The following is an 18,470-nucleotide window of genomic DNA, read 5'->3' on the forward strand; positions in this document are numbered from 1 at the left end:
TTGCGGAAATTGATATATTCACAACGTTATGTTGCGGTTTATGCAACGTCAAAAACCGGAGGTCTGTCTGTGGATTTACGCGATCTAAAAACCTTCCTGCATCTGGCGGAAAGCCGCCACTTTGGCCGCAGCGCGCGGGCGATGCACGTCAGCCCCTCCACGCTCTCCCGGCAGATCCAGCGGCTGGAAGAAGATCTCGGCCAGCCGCTGTTTGTGCGTGATAACCGCACGGTCACGCTGACCGAAGCGGGTGAAGAGCTGCGAGTGTTTGCCCAACAGACACTTTTGCAATATCAGCAGTTGCGCCATACCCTCGATCAGCAGGGGCCATCCCTTTCCGGCGAACTGCATATTTTCTGCTCGGTGACCGCGGCATACAGTCATCTGCCGCCGATCCTCGACCGTTTTCGCGCCGAACATCCCTCGGTGGAAATTAAGCTCACCACCGGCGACGCCGCCGATGCCATGGACAAAGTGGTCACCGGCGAAGCCGATCTGGCGATTGCTGGTAAGCCGGAAACGCTACCCGGCGCGGTGGCGTTTTCGATGCTGGAAAATCTGGCGGTGGTGCTGATCGCCCCGGCGCTGCCCTGCCCAGTGCGCAATCAGGTGTCGGTCGATAAGCCCGACTGGTCGACGGTGCCGTTTATCATGGCCGATCAGGGGCCGGTACGCCGCCGCATTGAGCTGTGGTTTCGCCGCCATAAAATCAGCAATCCGCAGATTTACGCCACCGTCGGCGGTCACGAAGCGATGGTCTCAATGGTGGCGCTGGGCTGCGGCGTGGCGCTGCTGCCGGAAGTGGTGCTGGAAAACAGCCCGGAACCAGTGCGCAATCGGGTGATGATTTTAGAGCGCAGCGACGAAAAAACGCCGTTTGAGCTTGGCGTCTGTGCGCAAAAAAAGCGGCTGCATGAGCCGCTAATTGATGCGTTCTGGAAAATTGTTCAGGGTTGATAAGGTAATAAAATGCGCACAAAAATAATGCTGTTATCTGCACTGGTAGCGATATGCTTCAGCGTACAGGCTAAACCGACGGGCATTACCGTACAGGATGTAAAGCATCTGGCGTTAAAGCAGTGCCTTGTTGATAACTATCATAAACGCATTCCGCCGGATGCTTTTTATGCTCCAGGCCATGATATGTCGTTTTTAGTTAAAACCTACGCGTTAGATAATGCCGGGAAATGGAAACCATTCCTTAAATTCGTCGCCAAAGAAACAGAAGGCTTTGACCGCTTAACGATGGCGCTCCACCCCGATAGCGCTAAAGACGCTAATAACGTGCTGGAGCGGTGTATGGCATTTTATGAATCGGACAAATTAGATAAATACGTTCGAGAGACAGTGATGAAATAACAAGAGTCGGCTTATGCTCCCAAAAAACAGTAAGACTGCGCGTATCCTTAAGGAGCCCCATGCTGCTATGGGCGGAAATTCAGGCAACTATGTCCGTGCAGAAGTAGAATTTGATTCTACGAAGCGAAAACTCTTACCGATAAAAGGGTATCGACCCGACATTGTCATACCGTCCCTCACGGATGAATATTGGGGCATCACCTTTGTCGAAGGAGAAATTGAACTTTTTGATTTCCCTTTCATTGTTAGCCTGGCTTTCACATTCAATGATGAGCATTATCTCCAGATCAGGGAAAATCAGTTATTTGTTATAATGGAAGGGCCTCACCAGGTAGGTAAAGGGCGATTCCTGGAAATACACTTTATCCCGAAAAATGTTAATACATAACGGCAATCTTTTATAAATCCGCCGGGTTCACCTGCTTCATGGTTTCCACCGTCATCAGCCACTGGTACAGCGGCTCCAACTGTTGGAAACTCTCGGCCAGCCGTGTGACCAGATCGGCATGGAAGAGTTTTTCTACGTCATTATCCGTCACCATCACGGCAAACGTTTTACGCTGATACCAGTCGGGTATCGCCGGGTCGAGATCTTTGGCCAGCAGCCGCTTATAGCTTTCCCCCACCAGCTCAAACGGCGGGCTGCAGCATTCGGCAACCTGTAAAAACGCATCAGGCCGCTTCCTCAACGTATGGCGAAACAGATCCATCGTAGATTTGCTGGCGCTGTAGTAACCCAACCCATAGCGTAGAGTATCGGGGCTGATTTCAAAAAAGTAGGCTGGCGCATCGATCCAGTTTTTAGCTGAACGCTTAAAGGTCAGCCACATCCGGCTGCGGTACAGCGATTTGTCGTGCGAGAAACGGGTATCGCGGTGAATACGCGACAGGGTTTTACCGATGGCGGGTCGGGTTTCCAGCAGTGGATCGATTTCCAGCATCGCTGGAGCAAGGTCGTCCACCAGCGCGCGGAATGGAGTCAGAAGGCTTCTTTCGTAGATAAAGCGGTGCTCATCGAACCAGGCTTTGTCGTTCTCAATACAAACCTGCTGAAGAAAATTGAGCCCTTCTTGTGCAAATCCCTGAAAGCGTCCAGCCATCTTTTTGCCCTTACTCATAGCGATCGTCAGTTTATTATCCCACTCCCTGACGCGCCGTCTATGCAGATGACCGGAAGGAGACATTTCTTCCGGTCATCACTATTCCTACCCCGCCAGAAAGAACCGGAACGCCGGGTTATTGCTCTCATCATGGCATTCATAGCCCAGCTCATGCAGCCGGGTTTCGAAATCCGGCTCATGATCGCCTAACTCGAACGCCGCCAGCACGCGGCCATAATCGGTACCGTGGCTGCGGTAATGGAATAACGAAATATTCCAGTGGGTACCCAACGTATGCAGGAACTTCAGCAAGGCACCGGGCGATTCCGGAAACTCAAAGCTGAACAAACGCTCCTGTAATGGCTTGGAGGGGCGTCCGCCGACCATATAGCGCACATGCAGCTTCGCCATTTCATCGTCGGAGAGATCCACTACGCTATAACCGCCGTCGCACAGTTGGGTGATAATCTCTTTTCGCTCCTCCAGCCCCTGACTGACGCGGACGCCGACAAAAATACAGGCATTTTTCGCGTCGGCAAAACGGTAGTTAAATTCAGTGACCATACGCCCGCCAAGCAACTGGCAGAATTTGAGGAAGCTCCCCTTTTCTTCCGGAATGGTCACCGCCAGTAACGCTTCGCGCTGTTCCCCCAGCTCGCAGCGTTCAGACACATAGCGCAAGCCGTGGAAGTTGACGTTGGCGCCGGAAAGGACGTGCGCCAGGCGTTCGCCGCGAATATTGTGCTGAGCGATATATTTTTTCATCCCAGCCAGCGCCAGCGCGCCGGACGGCTCCGCCACCGCACGCACATCTTCAAACAGATCTTTCATCGCCGCGCAGATCGCGTCGCTATCGACTGTAATAATGTCGTCGAGATATTCCTGGCACAGGCGGAAGGTTTCGTCGCCGATGCGTTTTACCGCCACGCCTTCAGCAAACAACCCAACGCGCGGGAGATCCACTGGATGACCGGCTTCCAACGCCGCTTTCAGGCAGGCGGAATCCTCCGCTTCGACGGCAATCACTTTGATTTGCGGCATCAGTTGTTTGATCAGTACCGCTACGCCAGCAGCCAGGCCGCCACCACCAACCGGCACAAAGACACGATCGAGATGCGAATCCTGCTGAAGCAGCTCCAGCGCCAGCGTGCCCTGCCCGGCGATCACCATTGGGTGATCAAACGGCGGCACCCAGGTAAAACCCTGCTGCTGCGCCAGTTCAATAGCTTTCGCTTTCGCTTCATCAAAATTAGCGCCGTGCAACAGCACTTCGCCGCCAAAACCGCGTACCGCATCGACTTTAATATCCGCCGTTGCTTTTGGCATGACGATTAGCGACTTCACGCCAAGCCGCGCGGAGGAGAACGCCACGCCCTGTGCATGGTTCCCCGCCGACGCGGTAATCACGCCGTGGGCTTTTTGTTCTTCGGTCAATCCGGCCATCATCGCGTAAGCGCCGCGCAGCTTAAAGCTATGTACCGGCTGCCGGTCTTCGCGTTTGACGAGAATAACGTTATCCAGACGTGACGAGAGCTTTTCCATTTTTTGCAGCGGCGTCACCTGCGCCGCTTCGTATACTGGCGCGCGTAGCACCGCGCGCAGATACTCCGCCCCTTCCGGCGCGACTGACAGAGGTTGAGATTCCGCCATCATCAACCTCCCAGTTTCGATTTATCGCGCACCGCGCCTTTATCGGCGCTGGTCGCCAGGCTGGCGTAGGCACGCAGGGCAAACGAAACCTGACGCTGACGATTTTTCGGCGTCCAGGCTTTATCGCCGCGAGCTTCCTGCGCCTCGCGGCGTGCGGCGATTTCAGCCTCGCTCAACTGCAACTGAATGCTGCGGTTCGGGATATCAATCGCAATGGTGTCGCCATCTTCAATCAGCGCAATAGTGCCGCCGCTGGCCGCTTCCGGCGAAACGTGGCCGATGGAAAGACCCGAAGTACCGCCGGAGAATCGCCCATCGGTGATGAGCGCGCAGGCTTTGCCCAGCCCCATCGACTTCAGGAAACTGGTCGGATAGAGCATTTCCTGCATTCCCGGCCCGCCTTTCGGCCCTTCGTAGCGGATCACGACTACATCGCCTTCCACTACTTTACCGCCGAGAATCGCCTCTACCGCGTCGTCCTGGCTTTCGTAAACTTTCGCCGGGCCGGTGAATTTAAGGATGCTGTCATCGACGCCCGCGGTTTTAACGATGCAGCCGTTTTCGGCGAAGTTGCCATACAGCACCGCCAGACCGCCGTCTTTGCTATAGGCATATTCCAGCGAGCGGATGCAACCCGCTGCGCGGTCGTCATCCAGCGAATCCCAGCGACAATCCTGCGAGAATGCCTGGGTAGTACGGATACCGGCAGGGCCAGCACGGAACATTTTTTTAACCGCTTCGTCCTGCGTAACCGTGATGTCGTACTGTTCCAGCGTTTGTGGCAGCGTCAGGCCTAATACGTTTTTCACGTTGCGGTTCAGCAGCCCGGCGCGATCCAGCTCGCCTAAAATACCCAGCACACCGCCGGCACGGTGAACGTCTTCCATATGGTATTTCTGGGTACTTGGCGCCACTTTACACAGCTGCGGCACCTTGCGGGACAGCTTGTCGATATCACTCATGGTGAAGTCGATTTCCGCTTCCTGCGCCGCCGCCAGTAGATGCAGAACGGTATTGGTCGAACCGCCCATCGCAATATCCAGCGTCATCGCATTCTCAAACGCCGCCTTGTTGGCAATGCTTCGTGGCAGTGCGCTTTCGTCATCCTGCTCGTAATAGCGTTTAGTCAGTTCAACAATCCGCTTACCGGCATTGAGGAACAACTGCTTCCGGTCAGCATGGGTCGCCAGCAGCGAACCGTTGCCCGGCTGCGACAGGCCCAGCGCTTCGGTCAGGCAATTCATGGAGTTAGCGGTAAACATGCCGGAGCAGGAGCCGCAGGTTGGACAGGCGGAGCGCTCCACCTGGTTACTTTGATCGTCAGAGACTTTCGGGTCCGCTCCCTGAATCATGGCATCAACCAGATCGAGCTTGATGATCTGATCGGACAGTTTGGTTTTCCCGGCTTCCATCGGTCCGCCGGAAACAAAGATCACCGGAATATTCAGGCGCAGCGAGGCCATGAGCATCCCTGGGGTGATTTTGTCGCAGTTAGAGATACACACCATCGCGTCAGCGCAGTGAGCGTTCACCATGTACTCCACGGAGTCGGCGATCAGCTCGCGCGACGGCAGTGAATAGAGCATACCCCCGTGCCCCATGGCGATCCCGTCATCCACGGCAATAGTGTTGAACTCTTTCGCCACACCGCCGGAAGCTTCAATCTGTTCGGCGACCAGCTTACCGAGATCGCGCAGATGAACGTGACCCGGCACAAATTGAGTGAATGAGTTCACCACGGCGATAATCGGTTTGCCAAAATCACTGTCGGTCATTCCGGTGGCGCGCCACAACGCGCGGGCACCCGCCATATTACGACCATGGGTGGTGGTGGCGGAACGGTACTTAGGCATGCTTTATTTACTCCCCATCTTTTCCCTTCATACTTCACGCCACAGGTGCGTTGGCTGCCTCACTCACCCCAGTCACTTACTACAGTAAGTCCTGGGGATTCGCTGCGTTACCGCCTTCCTGTGACGCAAATTATTTTGGGAAAATATTAATTTTATTTATTATGAATTTACCGGATCCAACCAGCCCCATTTATCCTCGGTTTCTCCAGTAAAGAGACCAAAGAAGGCTTGTTGAATACGCTTGGTAACAGGGCCGCAACGGCCTTCACCTACCTGGATACCATCAACGCTGCGTACCGGAGTAATTTCTGCCGCGGTTCCGGACATAAACACTTCGTCGGCCAGATACAGCGATTCACGGGACAGCACCTGCTCGCGCACTTCAATACCCAGCTCTTTCGCCAGTTTGATGATCGCGTCGCGAGTAATGCCTGGCAGCGCGGAAGAGGTAAACGGCGGAGTAAACAGCACGCCATCTTTTACCTCAAACAGGTTTTCGCCTGCGCCTTCGGAGATATAGCCGTTTACATCCAGGGCGATGCCTTCCTGATAGCCGTGGCGGCGCGCTTCGCTACCCACCAGCAGTGAGGAAAGATAGTTACCGCCCGCTTTCGCGGCGGTTGGAATGGTGTTCGGCGCAGCGCGATTCCAGGAAGAAACCATCGCATCGATCCCCTGATCCAGCGCTTCGGCGCCCAGGTATGCCCCCCACGGGAACGCGGCGATGATGACGTCAGTGGTGTATCCCGGGGGCGGGTTAACGCCCATACCGACATCGCCGACAAATACCAACGGACGGATATAGGCGCTGGTCAGGTTGTTTTTGCGGATCACTTCGCGGCAGGCTTCCATCAGCTCATCAATACTCTGGGAAACCGGAAAACGATAAATTTTTGCTGAGTCGCGCAGACGCTGCATATGTTCACGATGACGAAACACTACCGGGCCTTTGTGAGAGTCGTAGCACCGAATCCCTTCAAATACCGACGTACCGTAGTGCAGCGCGTGGGACATTACGTGAACCTTCGCGTCTTCCCAGCGCACCATCTCGCCATTGAACCAAATGTAATCAGCTTTTTTCGTCGTCATTTTTCTTCCTTTTGCGCTCAGGCGCGGATTTGTTGTGATGTGGCAGCGCTCTGGCAGATCGCGACATGCGCAACATCTACCAGTTTACTTAACTGACTAAACAGTAAGTCGACCGACCGGGGACTGGCAACGGTCAATTCAATATTTATATTCTGCGCATCGGTCGCGGCTTCCATATTCATGGAGCACACCTGAAAACCACGATGGCGCACCACGCGTAAAACACGTTCTAAGGTTTCTGGATTAAAGCGTGCCGATACATTGACCTGATGTTGCATCATGATAATTTCTCCAGCATTTCAGAGTTACTGGCGCCAGGCGGCACCAACGGCCAGACATTTTCAAGTTCGTCGATTGAGACGTGAAGCAGGTACGGCCCTTCGCTTGCCAACATCGTGTCGAGTGCCGCTTCAACCTGGTCTTTACGAGTAATGTGCTGGCCTGGAATGCCGAAGGCGCTGGCCAGCATGAGGAAATCGGGGTTATCGGTCAGGGTGGTTTCGCTATATCGCTCCTGGAAAAACAGTTGCTGCCATTGTCGAACCATCCCTAACCGCTGGTTGTCGAGTAAGACTATCTTCAACGGTAACTGCTTGCGTTTTACGGTGCCCAACTCCTGAACATTCATCATGAAGGAGCCGTCACCGGAGATACAGATAACGGTATCATTCGGTCGCGCTACCTGCGCGCCAACGGCCGCCGGTAAGCCGAATCCCATCGTCCCCAGACCGCTGGAAGTGATGAAGTTCTCCGGGCGGGTGTAAGTCATATGCTGGGCTGACCACATCTGATGCTGCCCCACATCCGTCGTCACCACGCTGTCTGCGGGTTTGCGTTCCGACAATTGCTTCAACAACAACGGCGCATAGATAGTCTCGCCAGGATGGTCATAGCGCCAGGCGTGTTCTGCGCGCAGCTCTGCACAGGACTGACGCCATGCGTCGATCTTCAGCGGTTGCTGTAATGCCGGCAACAGCGAATTTAAATCTCCCTGCAACGCGACGTGTGCCTGACGCAGTTTGTTCATTTCCGCCGGGTCGATATCCATATGGATTACGCTGGCGTTCGGCGCAAACGTATTCAGCTTACCGGTCACCCGGTCATCAAAACGTGCACCAACGGCGATCAGTAAATCACACTCTTGCACCGCGAAATTAGCCGCTTTAGTACCGTGCATTCCCAGCATGCCCAGATAGTACGGATAATCAGCTTCAACAGCCCCCAGCCCTTTCAGCGTGCAGGTAACTGGCATTTGCGTTACCGCGATAAATTTACGCAGCGCCGGAACCGCCTGCGCCATACCAACTCCACCGCCGACGTACAGCATGGGTTTTTTCGCCTGTTCCAGCATCTGGCGCGCCTGTTCCACATCAGCCTGCGGGAATGTCGCTTCGTTAGCAACGGTAGTGAACCAGGGCTCCAGCGCTCCGCTGGCTAACTGGATATCTTTCGGGATATCCACCAGAACCGGGCCAGGACGACCAGCGTTGGCGACTTCAAAAGCCTCCGCCATGATACGAGGCAGCTCTGCCAGCGACTGCACCAGGAAGCTGTGTTTGGTACAAGCCAGCGACAGCCCTAACACATCCACCTCCTGGAACGCATCGGTGCCGATGAACGGGGCGGAAACCTGACCCGTGATCGCGACGACGGGGACCGAATCTAACAACGCATCCGCCAGGCCAGTGATCAGGTTAGTGGCGCCAGGGCCGGAAGTGGCGATACAAACACCGGTTTTGCCGGTAGAACGGGCATAACCGATTGCCGCCATTGCGGCACCCTGCTCGTGTCGGCACAACAAATGCTCCACACCACCGTCATACAACGCGTCGTAAACCGGCATAATTGCGCCACCAGGATAACCAAATACGGTTTTCACCCCCTGCGCTCGCAAAGCATGTACCACCCACTGTGCCCCGTTCATAGTTACATCCCCGTCGTAAATCTTGAGAAACAGAATTTTATGCTGTTATTCACGCTCTGCTCCTCGCTTAAGTTTTTCAGGCCAAAAAAAACCCCCGGACCTTTCGGTGCGGGGGTCTTAGTTCGTTAAGGCTTGATTTCTAAGCCTTTCCTCGTCCAAGTGCAGCCCCGCACGGTGGGATAATAATAACCACCACGCTAATCACGACCAGGCTAATCACTCGTAGAAGGGCTGTCATTTTTGTCTATTCTTGCATCTTGTTCGAAGGAATACCTAAAGAGTTACCATAGGTTTTGCCAATAGCACAAGATATTTTTTTAACCACGTTTCAGATAATGCAGGTGAATGCCTAAAAGTGCTTTGTTTTTTATAAGAAAAATTAGCAACTGAAAAATTTTCACGTTTTCCTCCCCCTTTTGGCGCACTCTACACCCTGTTTTCCTTCTTTTCGCTTCTGCGAGCGTTCTTCCAGTTTGATGTTTCTTACCTGAAAATGACGCCAAAATTCAGGAATCAGCCGCTAAAAAACCAAAAATCAGTAATTCGATTTTCTCTTTTATTCCGCATAATCCACGTAACAGGAGGGATTATGTCACTGGCGATTGTTCATACCCGCGCCGCACTTGGCGTCAATGCGCCGCCTATCACTATAGAGGTGCATATCAGTAATGGATTACCGGGATTAACCATGGTTGGCCTACCGGAAACCACGGTAAAAGAGGCGCGTGACCGGGTACGTAGTGCGATCATTAATAGCGGATATGAATTTCCGGCTAAAAAAATAACCATTAACCTTGCTCCAGCCGATCTACCGAAAGAGGGCGGAAGGTATGACCTGCCTATTGCTGTTGCGCTTCTGGCCGCGTCTGAGCAGCTTACAGCGTCGAATCTTGAGGCATATGAGCTGGTGGGTGAGTTAGCGCTTACAGGCGCATTACGTGGCGTTCCTGGCGCAATATCAAGTGCAACGGAAGCCATCAGGGCCGGCAGAAATATTATCGTCGCAACAGAGAACGCGGCGGAGGTTGGGCTTATCAGCAAAGAAGGTTGTTTTATCGCCGATCATCTACAAACCGTCTGCGCCTTTCTGGAAGGGAAACACGCCCTGGAAAGACCTTTAGCTCAGGATATGGCATCGCCTACCGCAACTGCCGATCTTCGCGATGTGATCGGTCAGGAGCAGGGTAAACGCGGCCTGGAGATTACAGCGGCAGGGGGACATAATCTGCTATTGATCGGCCCGCCGGGTACGGGTAAAACCATGCTGGCCAGTCGACTGAGCGGGATTCTTCCACCATTAAGCAATGAAGAGGCGTTGGAAAGCGCCGCGATCCTCAGTCTGGTTAATGCCGATACGGTACAAAAACGATGGCAGCAACGCCCCTTTCGCTCACCTCATCATAGCGCCTCACTTACTGCTATGGTCGGCGGCGGCGCAATACCCGCCCCAGGAGAGATATCGCTGGCGCACAACGGAATTTTGTTCCTTGATGAATTGCCTGAATTTGAACGACGCACACTGGATGCGCTACGTGAACCTATAGAATCCGGTCAAATTCATTTATCCCGTACCAGAGCGAAAATAACGTACCCTGCCAGGTTCCAGTTAATCGCCGCAATGAATCCCAGCCCGACCGGACATTATCAGGGAAACCATAATCGCTGCACGCCAGAACAGACACTACGTTACCTTAATAGGTTGTCAGGCCCGTTTCTTGATCGTTTTGACCTTTCGCTTGAGATACCGCTTCCTCCGCCCGGGATTCTTAGCCAACACGCCTCAAAGGGTGAGAGCAGCGCTACGGTAAAAAAGCGGGTCATCGCCGCCCATGAACGGCAGTACCGACGCCAGAAGAAGTTAAATGCGCGTCTGGAGGGTCGCGAAATCCAAAAATATTGTGTTTTGCATCACGATGACGCCCGCTGGCTTGAAGACACGCTGGTGCATCTTGGTTTATCCATTCGCGCCTGGCAGCGTTTACTAAAAGTGGCCAGAACCATTGCCGACATAGAACTGGCTGACCAGATCTCGCGTCAGCATTTGCAGGAGGCGGTAAGCTATCGGGCGATAGACAGGTTGTTAATTCATTTGCAAAAGCTGCTGGCGTAAAAAAAGGGCATTACGCCCTTTTTATTAATCATCAGCTTCGGTGTAGTCTTCTGCGCCTTCAACTTGCGGCTTGCCGCCAGACAAGGTGTGGAAGCGTTTTGGACGCTTGATACGCGTCATATACTTGGACCAGACGCGTTCTGCATCCGTTACCGGCTCGCGTTCACCGCGACATACCGCTACAAACAGCTTCTCTTCTTCAGTCACAGGCTCACGCTTGCCAAGATCCAGATCATTAAAGGCATGACCATGACGCTCAAGCAGTTGTGCCTCTTTAATCGTGAAATCACCGTGACGAGAGAATCCACGTGGATAATGTTTATTGTCAAAATATCGATTAGTCGTCGTAAAGCTTTCCGCCATCCTGCACGCTCCTAATTCTTTGTCTGAGCTATTTATGGCGCGGAGTATTAGTTACGCTTGACAGAGTGTAAAACAAAACATTTAAATCATAACGACAAATAATTTTGTGGAGAGCACAGTGGATACGGAATTGTTAAAAACTTTCCTGGAAGTTAGCCGGACACGCCATTTCGGGCGGGCCGCAGAAGCACTTTACCTGACGCAATCCGCGGTGAGCTTTCGTATCAGGCAACTGGAGAATCAACTGGGCGTAAACCTTTTTACGCGGCACAGAAACAATATCCGTTTAACCACGGCTGGCGAAAAACTTTTACCGTATGCGGAAACGCTGATGAATACGTGGCAGGCGGCACGTAAAGAGGTGGCGCATACCTCACGCCATAACGAGTTTTCCATCGGCGCCAGCGCGTCTTTATGGGAGTGTATGCTTAACGCCTGGCTGGGGCGACTGTACCAACTACAGGAGCCGCAAAGCGGCCTGCAGTTCGAAGCCAGAATCGCTCAACGGCAATCGCTTGTGAAGCAACTTCATGAACGCCAGCTTGATCTCCTCATTACTACCGAAGCGCCCAAAATGGATGAGTTCAGCAGTCAGCTGTTAGGGCACTTCACTTTGGCGTTATATTGCAGCAGCCCTGCCCGTAAGAAATCAGAACTCAATTATCTGCGGCTGGAGTGGGGACCAGACTTCCAACAGCATGAAACAGGGCTGATCGCAGCAGATGAAGTGCCGGTATTAACAACCAGCTCAGCCGAACTCGCCCGACAGCAGCTTAGCGCATTAAATGGCTGTAGCTGGCTTCCTGTAAACTGGGTAAATGAAAAGGGCGGATTACATACCGTTGCAGACAGCGCAACGCTTTCACGGCCGCTATACGCCATTTGGCTGCAAAATAGCGATAAATACTCGCTGATCTGCGATCTGTTAAAAACGGATGTGCTGGATGACCAATGAAAATGATGAAAAGAAAAAGAAGGGAACTTACGATTACCTGACCAGGTAATCAGGTAATTTCAGGCAAAAAAAATCCTTAGCAGATGCTAAGGATTATTTCTGGCAGGGGCGGAGAGACTCGAACTCCCAACACCCGGTTTTGGAGACCGGTGCTCTACCAATTGAACTACGCCCCTAATTAGGGTGGCGGAACGGACGGGACTCGAACCCGCGACCCCCTGCGTGACAGGCAGGTATTCTAACCAACTGAACTACCGCTCCACCGAATTCTTTTACAACCACCGGTTTATGACCGGCTTACTGCTTAATTTGATGCCTGGCAGTTCCCTACTCTCGCATGGGGAGACCCCACACTACCATCGGCGCTACGGCGTTTCACTTCTGAGTTCGGCATGGGGTCAGGTGGGACCACCGCGCTACTGCCGCCAGGCAAATTCTTTTGTGCTCTGTACGCAATTCTTTATCGCATCAGCGGCGTTGCCTGCGCTCGTAAAGTCAGTCACATACTTCTGTATGCTCCTTCCTTTCCTTCGCTTGCCGCCTTGCTGCTGCGCAAATTATTGCGTACTCAACTCTGAATCAGTGCTGAAAATCGTCTCTCAACCGCCAAAACATCTTCGGCGTTGTAAGGTTAAGCCTCACGGTTCATTAGTACCGGTTAGCTCAACGCATCGCTGCGCTTACACACCCGGCCTATCAACGTCGTCGTCTTCAACGTTCCTTCAGGAGACTTTAAGTCTCAGGGAGAACTCATCTCGGGGCAAGTTTCGTGCTTAGATGCTTTCAGCACTTATCTCTTCCGCATTTAGCTACCGGGCAGTGCCATTGGCATGACAACCCGAACACCAGTGATGCGTCCACTCCGGTCCTCTCGTACTAGGAGCAGCCCCCCTCAGTTCTCCAGCGCCCACGGCAGATAGGGACCGAACTGTCTCACGACGTTCTAAACCCAGCTCGCGTACCACTTTAAATGGCGAACAGCCATACCCTTGGGACCTACTTCAGCCCCAGGATGTGATGAGCCGACATCGAGGTGCCAAACACCGCCGTCGATATGAACTCTTGGGCGGTATCAGCCTGTTATCCCCGGAGTACCTTTTATCCGTTGAGCGATGGCCCTTCCATTCAGAACCACCGGATCACTATGACCTGCTTTCGCACCTGCTCGCGCCGTCACGCTCGCAGTCAAGCTGGCTTATGCCATTGCACTAACCTCCTGATGTCCGACCAGGATTAGCCAACCTTCGTGCTCCTCCGTTACTCTTTAGGAGGAGACCGCCCCAGTCAAACTACCCACCAGACACTGTCCGCAACCCGGATCACGGGTCCACGTTAGAACATCAAACATTAAAGGGTGGTATTTCAAGGTCGGCTCCATGCAGACTGGCGTCCACACTTCAAAGCCTCCCACCTATCCTACACATCAAGGCTCAATGTTCAGTGTCAAGCTATAGTAAAGGTTCACGGGGTCTTTCCGTCTTGCCGCGGGTACACTGCATCTTCACAGCGAGTTCAATTTCACTGAGTCTCGGGTGGAGACAGCCTGGCCATCATTACGCCATTCGTGCAGGTCGGAACTTACCCGACAAGGAATTTCGCTACCTTAGGACCGTTATAGTTACGGCCGCCGTTTACCGGGGCTTCGATCAGGAGCTTCGCTTGCGCTGACCCCATCAATTAACCTTCCGGCACCGGGCAGGCGTCACACCGTATACGTCCACTTTCGTGTTTGCACAGTGCTGTGTTTTTAATAAACAGTTGCAGCCAGCTGGTATCTTCGACTGACTTCAGCTCCATGAGTAAATCACTTCACCTACGTGTCAGCGTGCCTTCTCCCGAAGTTACGGCACCATTTTGCCTAGTTCCTTCACCCGAGTTCTCTCAAGCGCCTTGGTATTCTCTACCTGACCACCTGTGTCGGTTTGGGGTACGATTTGATGTTACCTGATGCTTAGAGGCTTTTCCTGGAAGCAGGGCATTTGTTGCTTCAGCACCGTAGTGCCTCGTCGTCACGCCTCAGCCTTGATTTTCCGGATTTGCCTGGAAAACCAGCCTACACGCTTAAACCGGGACAACCGTCGCCCGGCCAACATAGCCTTCTCCGTCCCCCCTTCGCAGTAACACCAAGTACGGGAATATTAACCCGTTTCCCATCGACTACGCCTTTCGGCCTCGCCTTAGGGGTCGACTCACCCTGCCCCGATTAACGTTGGACAGGAACCCTTGGTCTTCCGGCGAGCGGGCTTTTCACCCGCTTTATCGTTACTTATGTCAGCATTCGCACTTCTGATACCTCCAGCAACCCTCACAGGCCACCTTCGCAGGCTTACAGAACGCTCCCCTACCCAACAACACCTGAGTGTCGCTGCCGCAGCTTCGGTGCATGGTTTAGCCCCGTTACATCTTCCGCGCAGGCCGACTCGACCAGTGAGCTATTACGCTTTCTTTAAATGATGGCTGCTTCTAAGCCAACATCCTGGCTGTCTGGGCCTTCCCACATCGTTTCCCACTTAACCATGACTTTGGGACCTTAGCTGGCGGTCTGGGTTGTTTCCCTCTTCACGACGGACGTTAGCACCCGCCGTGTGTCTCCCGTGATAACATTCTCCGGTATTCGCAGTTTGCATCGGGTTGGTAAGCCGGGATGGCCCCCTAGCCGAAACAGTGCTCTACCCCCGGAGATGAATTCACGAGGCGCTACCTAAATAGCTTTCGGGGAGAACCAGCTATCTCCCGGTTTGATTGGCCTTTCACCCCCAGCCACAGGTCATCCGCTAATTTTTCAACATTAGTCGGTTCGGTCCTCCAGTTAGTGTTACCCAACCTTCAACCTGCCCATGGCTAGATCACCGGGTTTCGGGTCTATACCCTGCAACTTAACGCCCGGTTAAGACTCGGTTTCCCTCCGGCTCCCCTATTCGGTTAACCTTGCTACAGAATATAAGTCGCTGACCCATTATACAAAAGGTACGCAGTCACCCCACCACTAAGCCCCCTCTGCTTCTTTTGAGGTTGAACGTCGCTTTCGCTCCGTTAACCGTATCCTCAGCAAAGGATGCGTATGTGGAGTTCACCACTGGCTTAGTGGTGGGGCTCCCACTGCTTGTACGTACACGGTTTCAGGTTCTTTTTCACTCCCCTCGCCGGGGTTCTTTTCGCCTTTCCCTCACGGTACTGGTTCACTATCGGTCAGTCAGGAGTATTTAGCCTTGGAGGATGGTCCCCCCATATTCAGACAGGATACCACGTGTCCCGCCCTACTCATCGAGCTCACAGCACATGCGCTTTTGTGTACGGGGCTGTCACCCTGTATCGCGCGCCTTTCCAGACGCTTCCACTAACACACATGCTGATTCAGGCTCTGGGCTCCTCCCCGTTCGCTCGCCGCTACTGGGGGAATCTCGGTTGATTTCTTTTCCTCGGGGTACTTAGATGTTTCAGTTCCCCCGGTTCGCCTCATTAACCTATGGATTCAGTTAATGATAGTGTGACGAGTCACACTGGGTTTCCCCATTCGGAAATCGCCGGTTATAACGGTTCATATCACCTTACCGGCGCTTATCGCAGATTAGCACGTCCTTCATCGCCTCTGACTGCCAGGGCATCCACCGTGTACGCTTAGTCGCTTAACCTCACAACCCGAAGATGTTTCTTACGATTCATCATCGTGTTGCGAAAATTTGAGAGACTCACGAACAACTTTTGTTGTTCTGTGTTTCAATTTTCAGCTTGATCCAGATTTTTAAAGAGCAAATATCTCAAACATGACTCGTAAGTCAGTTTTGAGATATTAAGGCAGGTGACTTTCACTCACAAACCAGCAAGTGGCGTCCCCTAGGGGATTCGAACCCCTGTTACCGCCGTGAAAGGGCGGTGTCCTGGGCCTCTAGACGAAGGGGACACGAAAATTGCTTATCACGCGCTGCGTGATATTTTCGTGTAGGGTGAGCTTTCATTAATAGAAAGCGAACGGCCTTATTTCTTCAGCCTCACTCCCAACGCGTAAACGCCTTGCTATTCACTTTTCATCAGACAATCTGTGTGAGCACTGCAAAGTACGCTTCTTTCAGGTAAGGAGGTGATCCAACCGCAGGTTCCCCTACGGTTACCTTGTTACGACTTCACCCCAGTCATGAATCACAAAGTGGTAAGCGCCCTCCCGAAGGTTAAGCTACCTACTTCTTTTGCAACCCACTCCCATGGTGTGACGGGCGGTGTGTACAAGGCCCGGGAACGTATTCACCGTGGCATTCTGATCCACGATTACTAGCGATTCCGACTTCATGGAGTCGAGTTGCAGACTCCAATCCGGACTACGACGCACTTTATGAGGTCCGCTTGCTCTCGCGAGGTCGCTTCTCTTTGTATGCGCCATTGTAGCACGTGTGTAGCCCTGGTCGTAAGGGCCATGATGACTTGACGTCATCCCCACCTTCCTCCAGTTTATCACTGGCAGTCTCCTTTGAGTTCCCGGCCGGACCGCTGGCAACAAAGGATAAGGGTTGCGCTCGTTGCGGGACTTAACCCAACATTTCACAACACGAGCTGACGACAGCCATGCAGCACCTGTCTCACAGTTCCCGAAGGCACCAATCCATCTCTGGAAAGTTCTGTGGATGTCAAGACCAGGTAAGGTTCTTCGCGTTGCATCGAATTAAACCACATGCTCCACCGCTTGTGCGGGCCCCCGTCAATTCATTTGAGTTTTAACCTTGCGGCCGTACTCCCCAGGCGGTCTACTTAACGCGTTAGCTCCGGAAGCCACGCCTCAAGGGCACAACCTCCAAGTAGACATCGTTTACGGCGTGGACTACCAGGGTATCTAATCCTGTTTGCTCCCCACGCTTTCGCACCTGAGCGTCAGTCTTTGTCCAGGGGGCCGCCTTCGCCACCGGTATTCCTCCAGATCTCTACGCATTTCACCGCTACACCTGGAATTCTACCCCCCTCTACAAGACTCAAGCCTGCCAGTTTCGAATGCAGTTCCCAGGTTGAGCCCGGGGATTTCACATCCGACTTGACAGACCGCCTGCGTGCGCTTTACGCCCAGTAATTCCGATTAACGCTTGCACCCTCCGTATTACCGCGGCTGCTGGCACGGAGTTAGCCGGTGCTTCTTCTGCGGGTAACGTCAATTGCTGCGGTTATTAACCACAACACCTTCCTCCCCGCTGAAAGTACTTTACAACCCGAAGGCCTTCTTCATACACGCGGCATGGCTGCATCAGGCTTGCGCCCATTGTGCAATATTCCCCACTGCTGCCTCCCGTAGGAGTCTGGACCGTGTCTCAGTTCCAGTGTGGCTGGTCATCCTCTCAGACCAGCTAGGGATCGTCGCCTTGGTGAGCCGTTACCTCACCAACAAGCTAATCCCATCTGGGCACATCTGATGGCAAGAGGCCCGAAGGTCCCCCTCTTTGGTCTTGCGACGTTATGCGGTATTAGCCACCGTTTCCAGTAGTTATCCCCCTCCATCAGGCAGTTTCCCAGACATTACTCACCCGTCCGCCACTCGTCAGCAAAGCAGCAAGCTGCTTCCTGTTACCGTTCGACTTGCATGTGTTAGGCCTGCCGCCAGCGTTCAATCTGAGCCATGATCAAACTCTTCAATTTAAAAGTTTGATGCTCAATGAATTAAACTTCGTAATGAATTACGTGTTCACTCTTGAGACTTGGTATTCATTTTTCGTCCTAGGACGTTAAGAATCCGTATCTTCGAGTGCCCACACAGATTGTCTGATAAATTGTTAAAGAGCAGTGCCGCTTCGCTTTTTCTCAGCGGCGCGGGGTGTGCATATTACGCTTTCCCGCTTCAGAGTCAAGCGTTTATTTTCGCTTTTCTCCGTGAGGTTCTGGTCTGAACCCCGCTGACCCGGCGGCCTGTGTGCCGTTGTTCCGTGTCAGTGGTGGCGCATTATAGGGACTTATTTCTGCCTGACAAGAGGAAATTTAAAATAATTTTCTGAGTGTCTCTTTTTTCATCAATGGCGTGCTTAACGTGCCATAAAATAAGCAAATTGCCGTTATTGCAACTGCAATCACACTTCCAGGTGGCATACTAATAACC

The 18,470-nt window shown here is 53.1% G+C and carries 14 protein-coding genes, 3 tRNA genes and 3 rRNA genes; 5 read left to right on the forward strand and 15 right to left on the reverse strand.

Annotated features, from left to right (window positions below):
- Positions 1 to 69 precede the first annotated feature (69 nt).
- From ilvY to LCS67_RS22230, 3 genes are read left to right on the forward strand one after another with little or no spacing between them, the layout of a single operon-like run.
- A complete protein-coding gene (gene ilvY / locus LCS67_RS22220; RefSeq protein ID WP_001530887.1) occupies positions 70 to 957 on the forward strand; it encodes an HTH-type transcriptional activator IlvY in 888 nt (295 codons plus the stop codon).
- A 12-nt stretch (positions 958 to 969) separates the two neighbouring features.
- Positions 970 to 1,359 carry a hypothetical protein gene (locus LCS67_RS22225; protein WP_001259309.1) on the forward strand — a complete coding sequence of 130 codons (390 nt, stop codon included), beginning with the start codon at positions 970 to 972 and terminating at the stop codon, positions 1,357 to 1,359.
- A 13-nt stretch (positions 1,360 to 1,372) separates the two neighbouring features.
- Positions 1,373 to 1,747 (forward strand): hypothetical protein, encoded by a 375-nt coding sequence (locus tag LCS67_RS22230; RefSeq protein ID WP_000937045.1) that lies wholly within the window; start codon positions 1,373 to 1,375, stop codon positions 1,745 to 1,747.
- A gap of 10 nt (positions 1,748 to 1,757) precedes the next feature.
- On the opposite strand, the gene LCS67_RS22235 is transcribed toward LCS67_RS22230, so the two are convergent.
- The 8 genes from LCS67_RS22235 to ilvL form a co-directional block, all read right to left on the reverse strand.
- Entirely contained in the window at positions 1,758 to 2,459 is a 702-nt protein-coding gene (locus LCS67_RS22235; RefSeq protein WP_001609033.1) for a DUF2461 domain-containing protein, read from the reverse strand.
- Positions 2,460 to 2,564: 105 nt separating this feature from the next.
- Positions 2,565 to 4,109 carry a threonine ammonia-lyase, biosynthetic gene (gene ilvA, locus LCS67_RS22240; RefSeq protein ID WP_023212407.1) on the reverse strand — a complete coding sequence of 515 codons (1,545 nt, stop codon included), beginning with the start codon at positions 4,107 to 4,109 and terminating at the stop codon, positions 2,565 to 2,567.
- A gap of 2 nt (positions 4,110 to 4,111) precedes the next feature.
- Entirely contained in the window at positions 4,112 to 5,962 is a 1,851-nt protein-coding gene (gene ilvD / locus LCS67_RS22245; protein WP_031570762.1) for a dihydroxy-acid dehydratase, read from the reverse strand.
- 159 nt (positions 5,963 to 6,121) lie between these two features.
- Positions 6,122 to 7,051: a branched-chain-amino-acid transaminase gene (ilvE, locus tag LCS67_RS22250; protein ID WP_000208532.1), complete on the reverse strand. Its 930-nt coding sequence runs from the start codon at positions 7,049 to 7,051 to the stop codon at positions 6,122 to 6,124.
- 17 nt (positions 7,052 to 7,068) lie between these two features.
- Positions 7,069 to 7,332 (reverse strand): acetolactate synthase 2 small subunit, encoded by a 264-nt coding sequence (gene ilvM, locus LCS67_RS22255; protein ID WP_000983260.1) that lies wholly within the window; start codon positions 7,330 to 7,332, stop codon positions 7,069 to 7,071.
- Positions 7,329 to 8,975: an acetolactate synthase 2 catalytic subunit gene (ilvG, locus tag LCS67_RS22260; protein WP_001012553.1), complete on the reverse strand. Its 1,647-nt coding sequence runs from the start codon at positions 8,973 to 8,975 to the stop codon at positions 7,329 to 7,331. The genes ilvM and ilvG overlap by 4 nt, the downstream gene beginning before the upstream one ends.
- 2 nt (positions 8,976 to 8,977) lie before the next feature.
- Complete coding sequence (gene ilvX, locus LCS67_RS22265) at positions 8,978 to 9,028, reverse strand: peptide IlvX (RefSeq protein ID WP_192930503.1); 51 nt, start codon at positions 9,026 to 9,028, stop codon at positions 8,978 to 8,980.
- A gap of 86 nt (positions 9,029 to 9,114) precedes the next feature.
- Positions 9,115 to 9,213: an ilv operon leader peptide gene (ilvL, locus tag LCS67_RS22270; protein WP_001311244.1), complete on the reverse strand. Its 99-nt coding sequence runs from the start codon at positions 9,211 to 9,213 to the stop codon at positions 9,115 to 9,117.
- A gap of 351 nt (positions 9,214 to 9,564) precedes the next feature.
- On the opposite strand from ilvL, the gene LCS67_RS22275 reads away from it, so the two are divergent.
- Positions 9,565 to 11,085, forward strand: a complete 1,521-nt coding sequence (locus LCS67_RS22275) for a YifB family Mg chelatase-like AAA ATPase (protein WP_000050215.1) — start codon at positions 9,565 to 9,567, stop codon at positions 11,083 to 11,085.
- Positions 11,086 to 11,109: 24 nt separating this feature from the next.
- Here LCS67_RS22275 and maoP read toward each other — a convergent pair whose 3' ends face one another.
- Positions 11,110 to 11,448, reverse strand: a complete 339-nt coding sequence (gene maoP / locus LCS67_RS22280) for a macrodomain Ori organization protein MaoP (protein WP_000840996.1) — start codon at positions 11,446 to 11,448, stop codon at positions 11,110 to 11,112.
- 106 nt (positions 11,449 to 11,554) lie between these two features.
- On the opposite strand from maoP, the gene hdfR reads away from it, so the two are divergent.
- Positions 11,555 to 12,403 (forward strand): HTH-type transcriptional regulator HdfR, encoded by an 849-nt coding sequence (gene hdfR, locus LCS67_RS22285; RefSeq protein ID WP_001657826.1) that lies wholly within the window; start codon positions 11,555 to 11,557, stop codon positions 12,401 to 12,403.
- A gap of 100 nt (positions 12,404 to 12,503) precedes the next feature.
- Here hdfR and LCS67_RS22290 read toward each other — a convergent pair.
- From LCS67_RS22290 to LCS67_RS22315, 6 genes are all read right to left on the reverse strand, one after another.
- A tRNA-Trp gene (locus LCS67_RS22290) sits at positions 12,504 to 12,579 on the reverse strand.
- An 8-nt stretch (positions 12,580 to 12,587) separates the two neighbouring features.
- Positions 12,588 to 12,664: transfer RNA gene (locus LCS67_RS22295), tRNA-Asp, on the reverse strand.
- A 53-nt stretch (positions 12,665 to 12,717) separates the two neighbouring features.
- A 5S ribosomal RNA gene (rrf, locus tag LCS67_RS22300) occupies positions 12,718 to 12,833 on the reverse strand.
- A 197-nt stretch (positions 12,834 to 13,030) separates the two neighbouring features.
- Positions 13,031 to 16,035: ribosomal RNA gene (locus LCS67_RS22305) — 23S ribosomal RNA — on the reverse strand.
- A gap of 193 nt (positions 16,036 to 16,228) precedes the next feature.
- Positions 16,229 to 16,304: transfer RNA gene (locus LCS67_RS22310), tRNA-Glu, on the reverse strand.
- A gap of 170 nt (positions 16,305 to 16,474) precedes the next feature.
- Positions 16,475 to 18,016 (reverse strand): 16S ribosomal RNA (locus tag LCS67_RS22315).
- Together the 16S, 23S and 5S rRNA genes with 3 tRNA genes alongside form the textbook arrangement of a ribosomal RNA operon.
- Positions 18,017 to 18,470: the final 454 nt, after the last annotated feature.

The organism is Salmonella sp. A7 (assembly GCF_020181675.1).
GTDB lineage: Bacteria > Pseudomonadota > Gammaproteobacteria > Enterobacterales > Enterobacteriaceae > Salmonella > Salmonella enterica.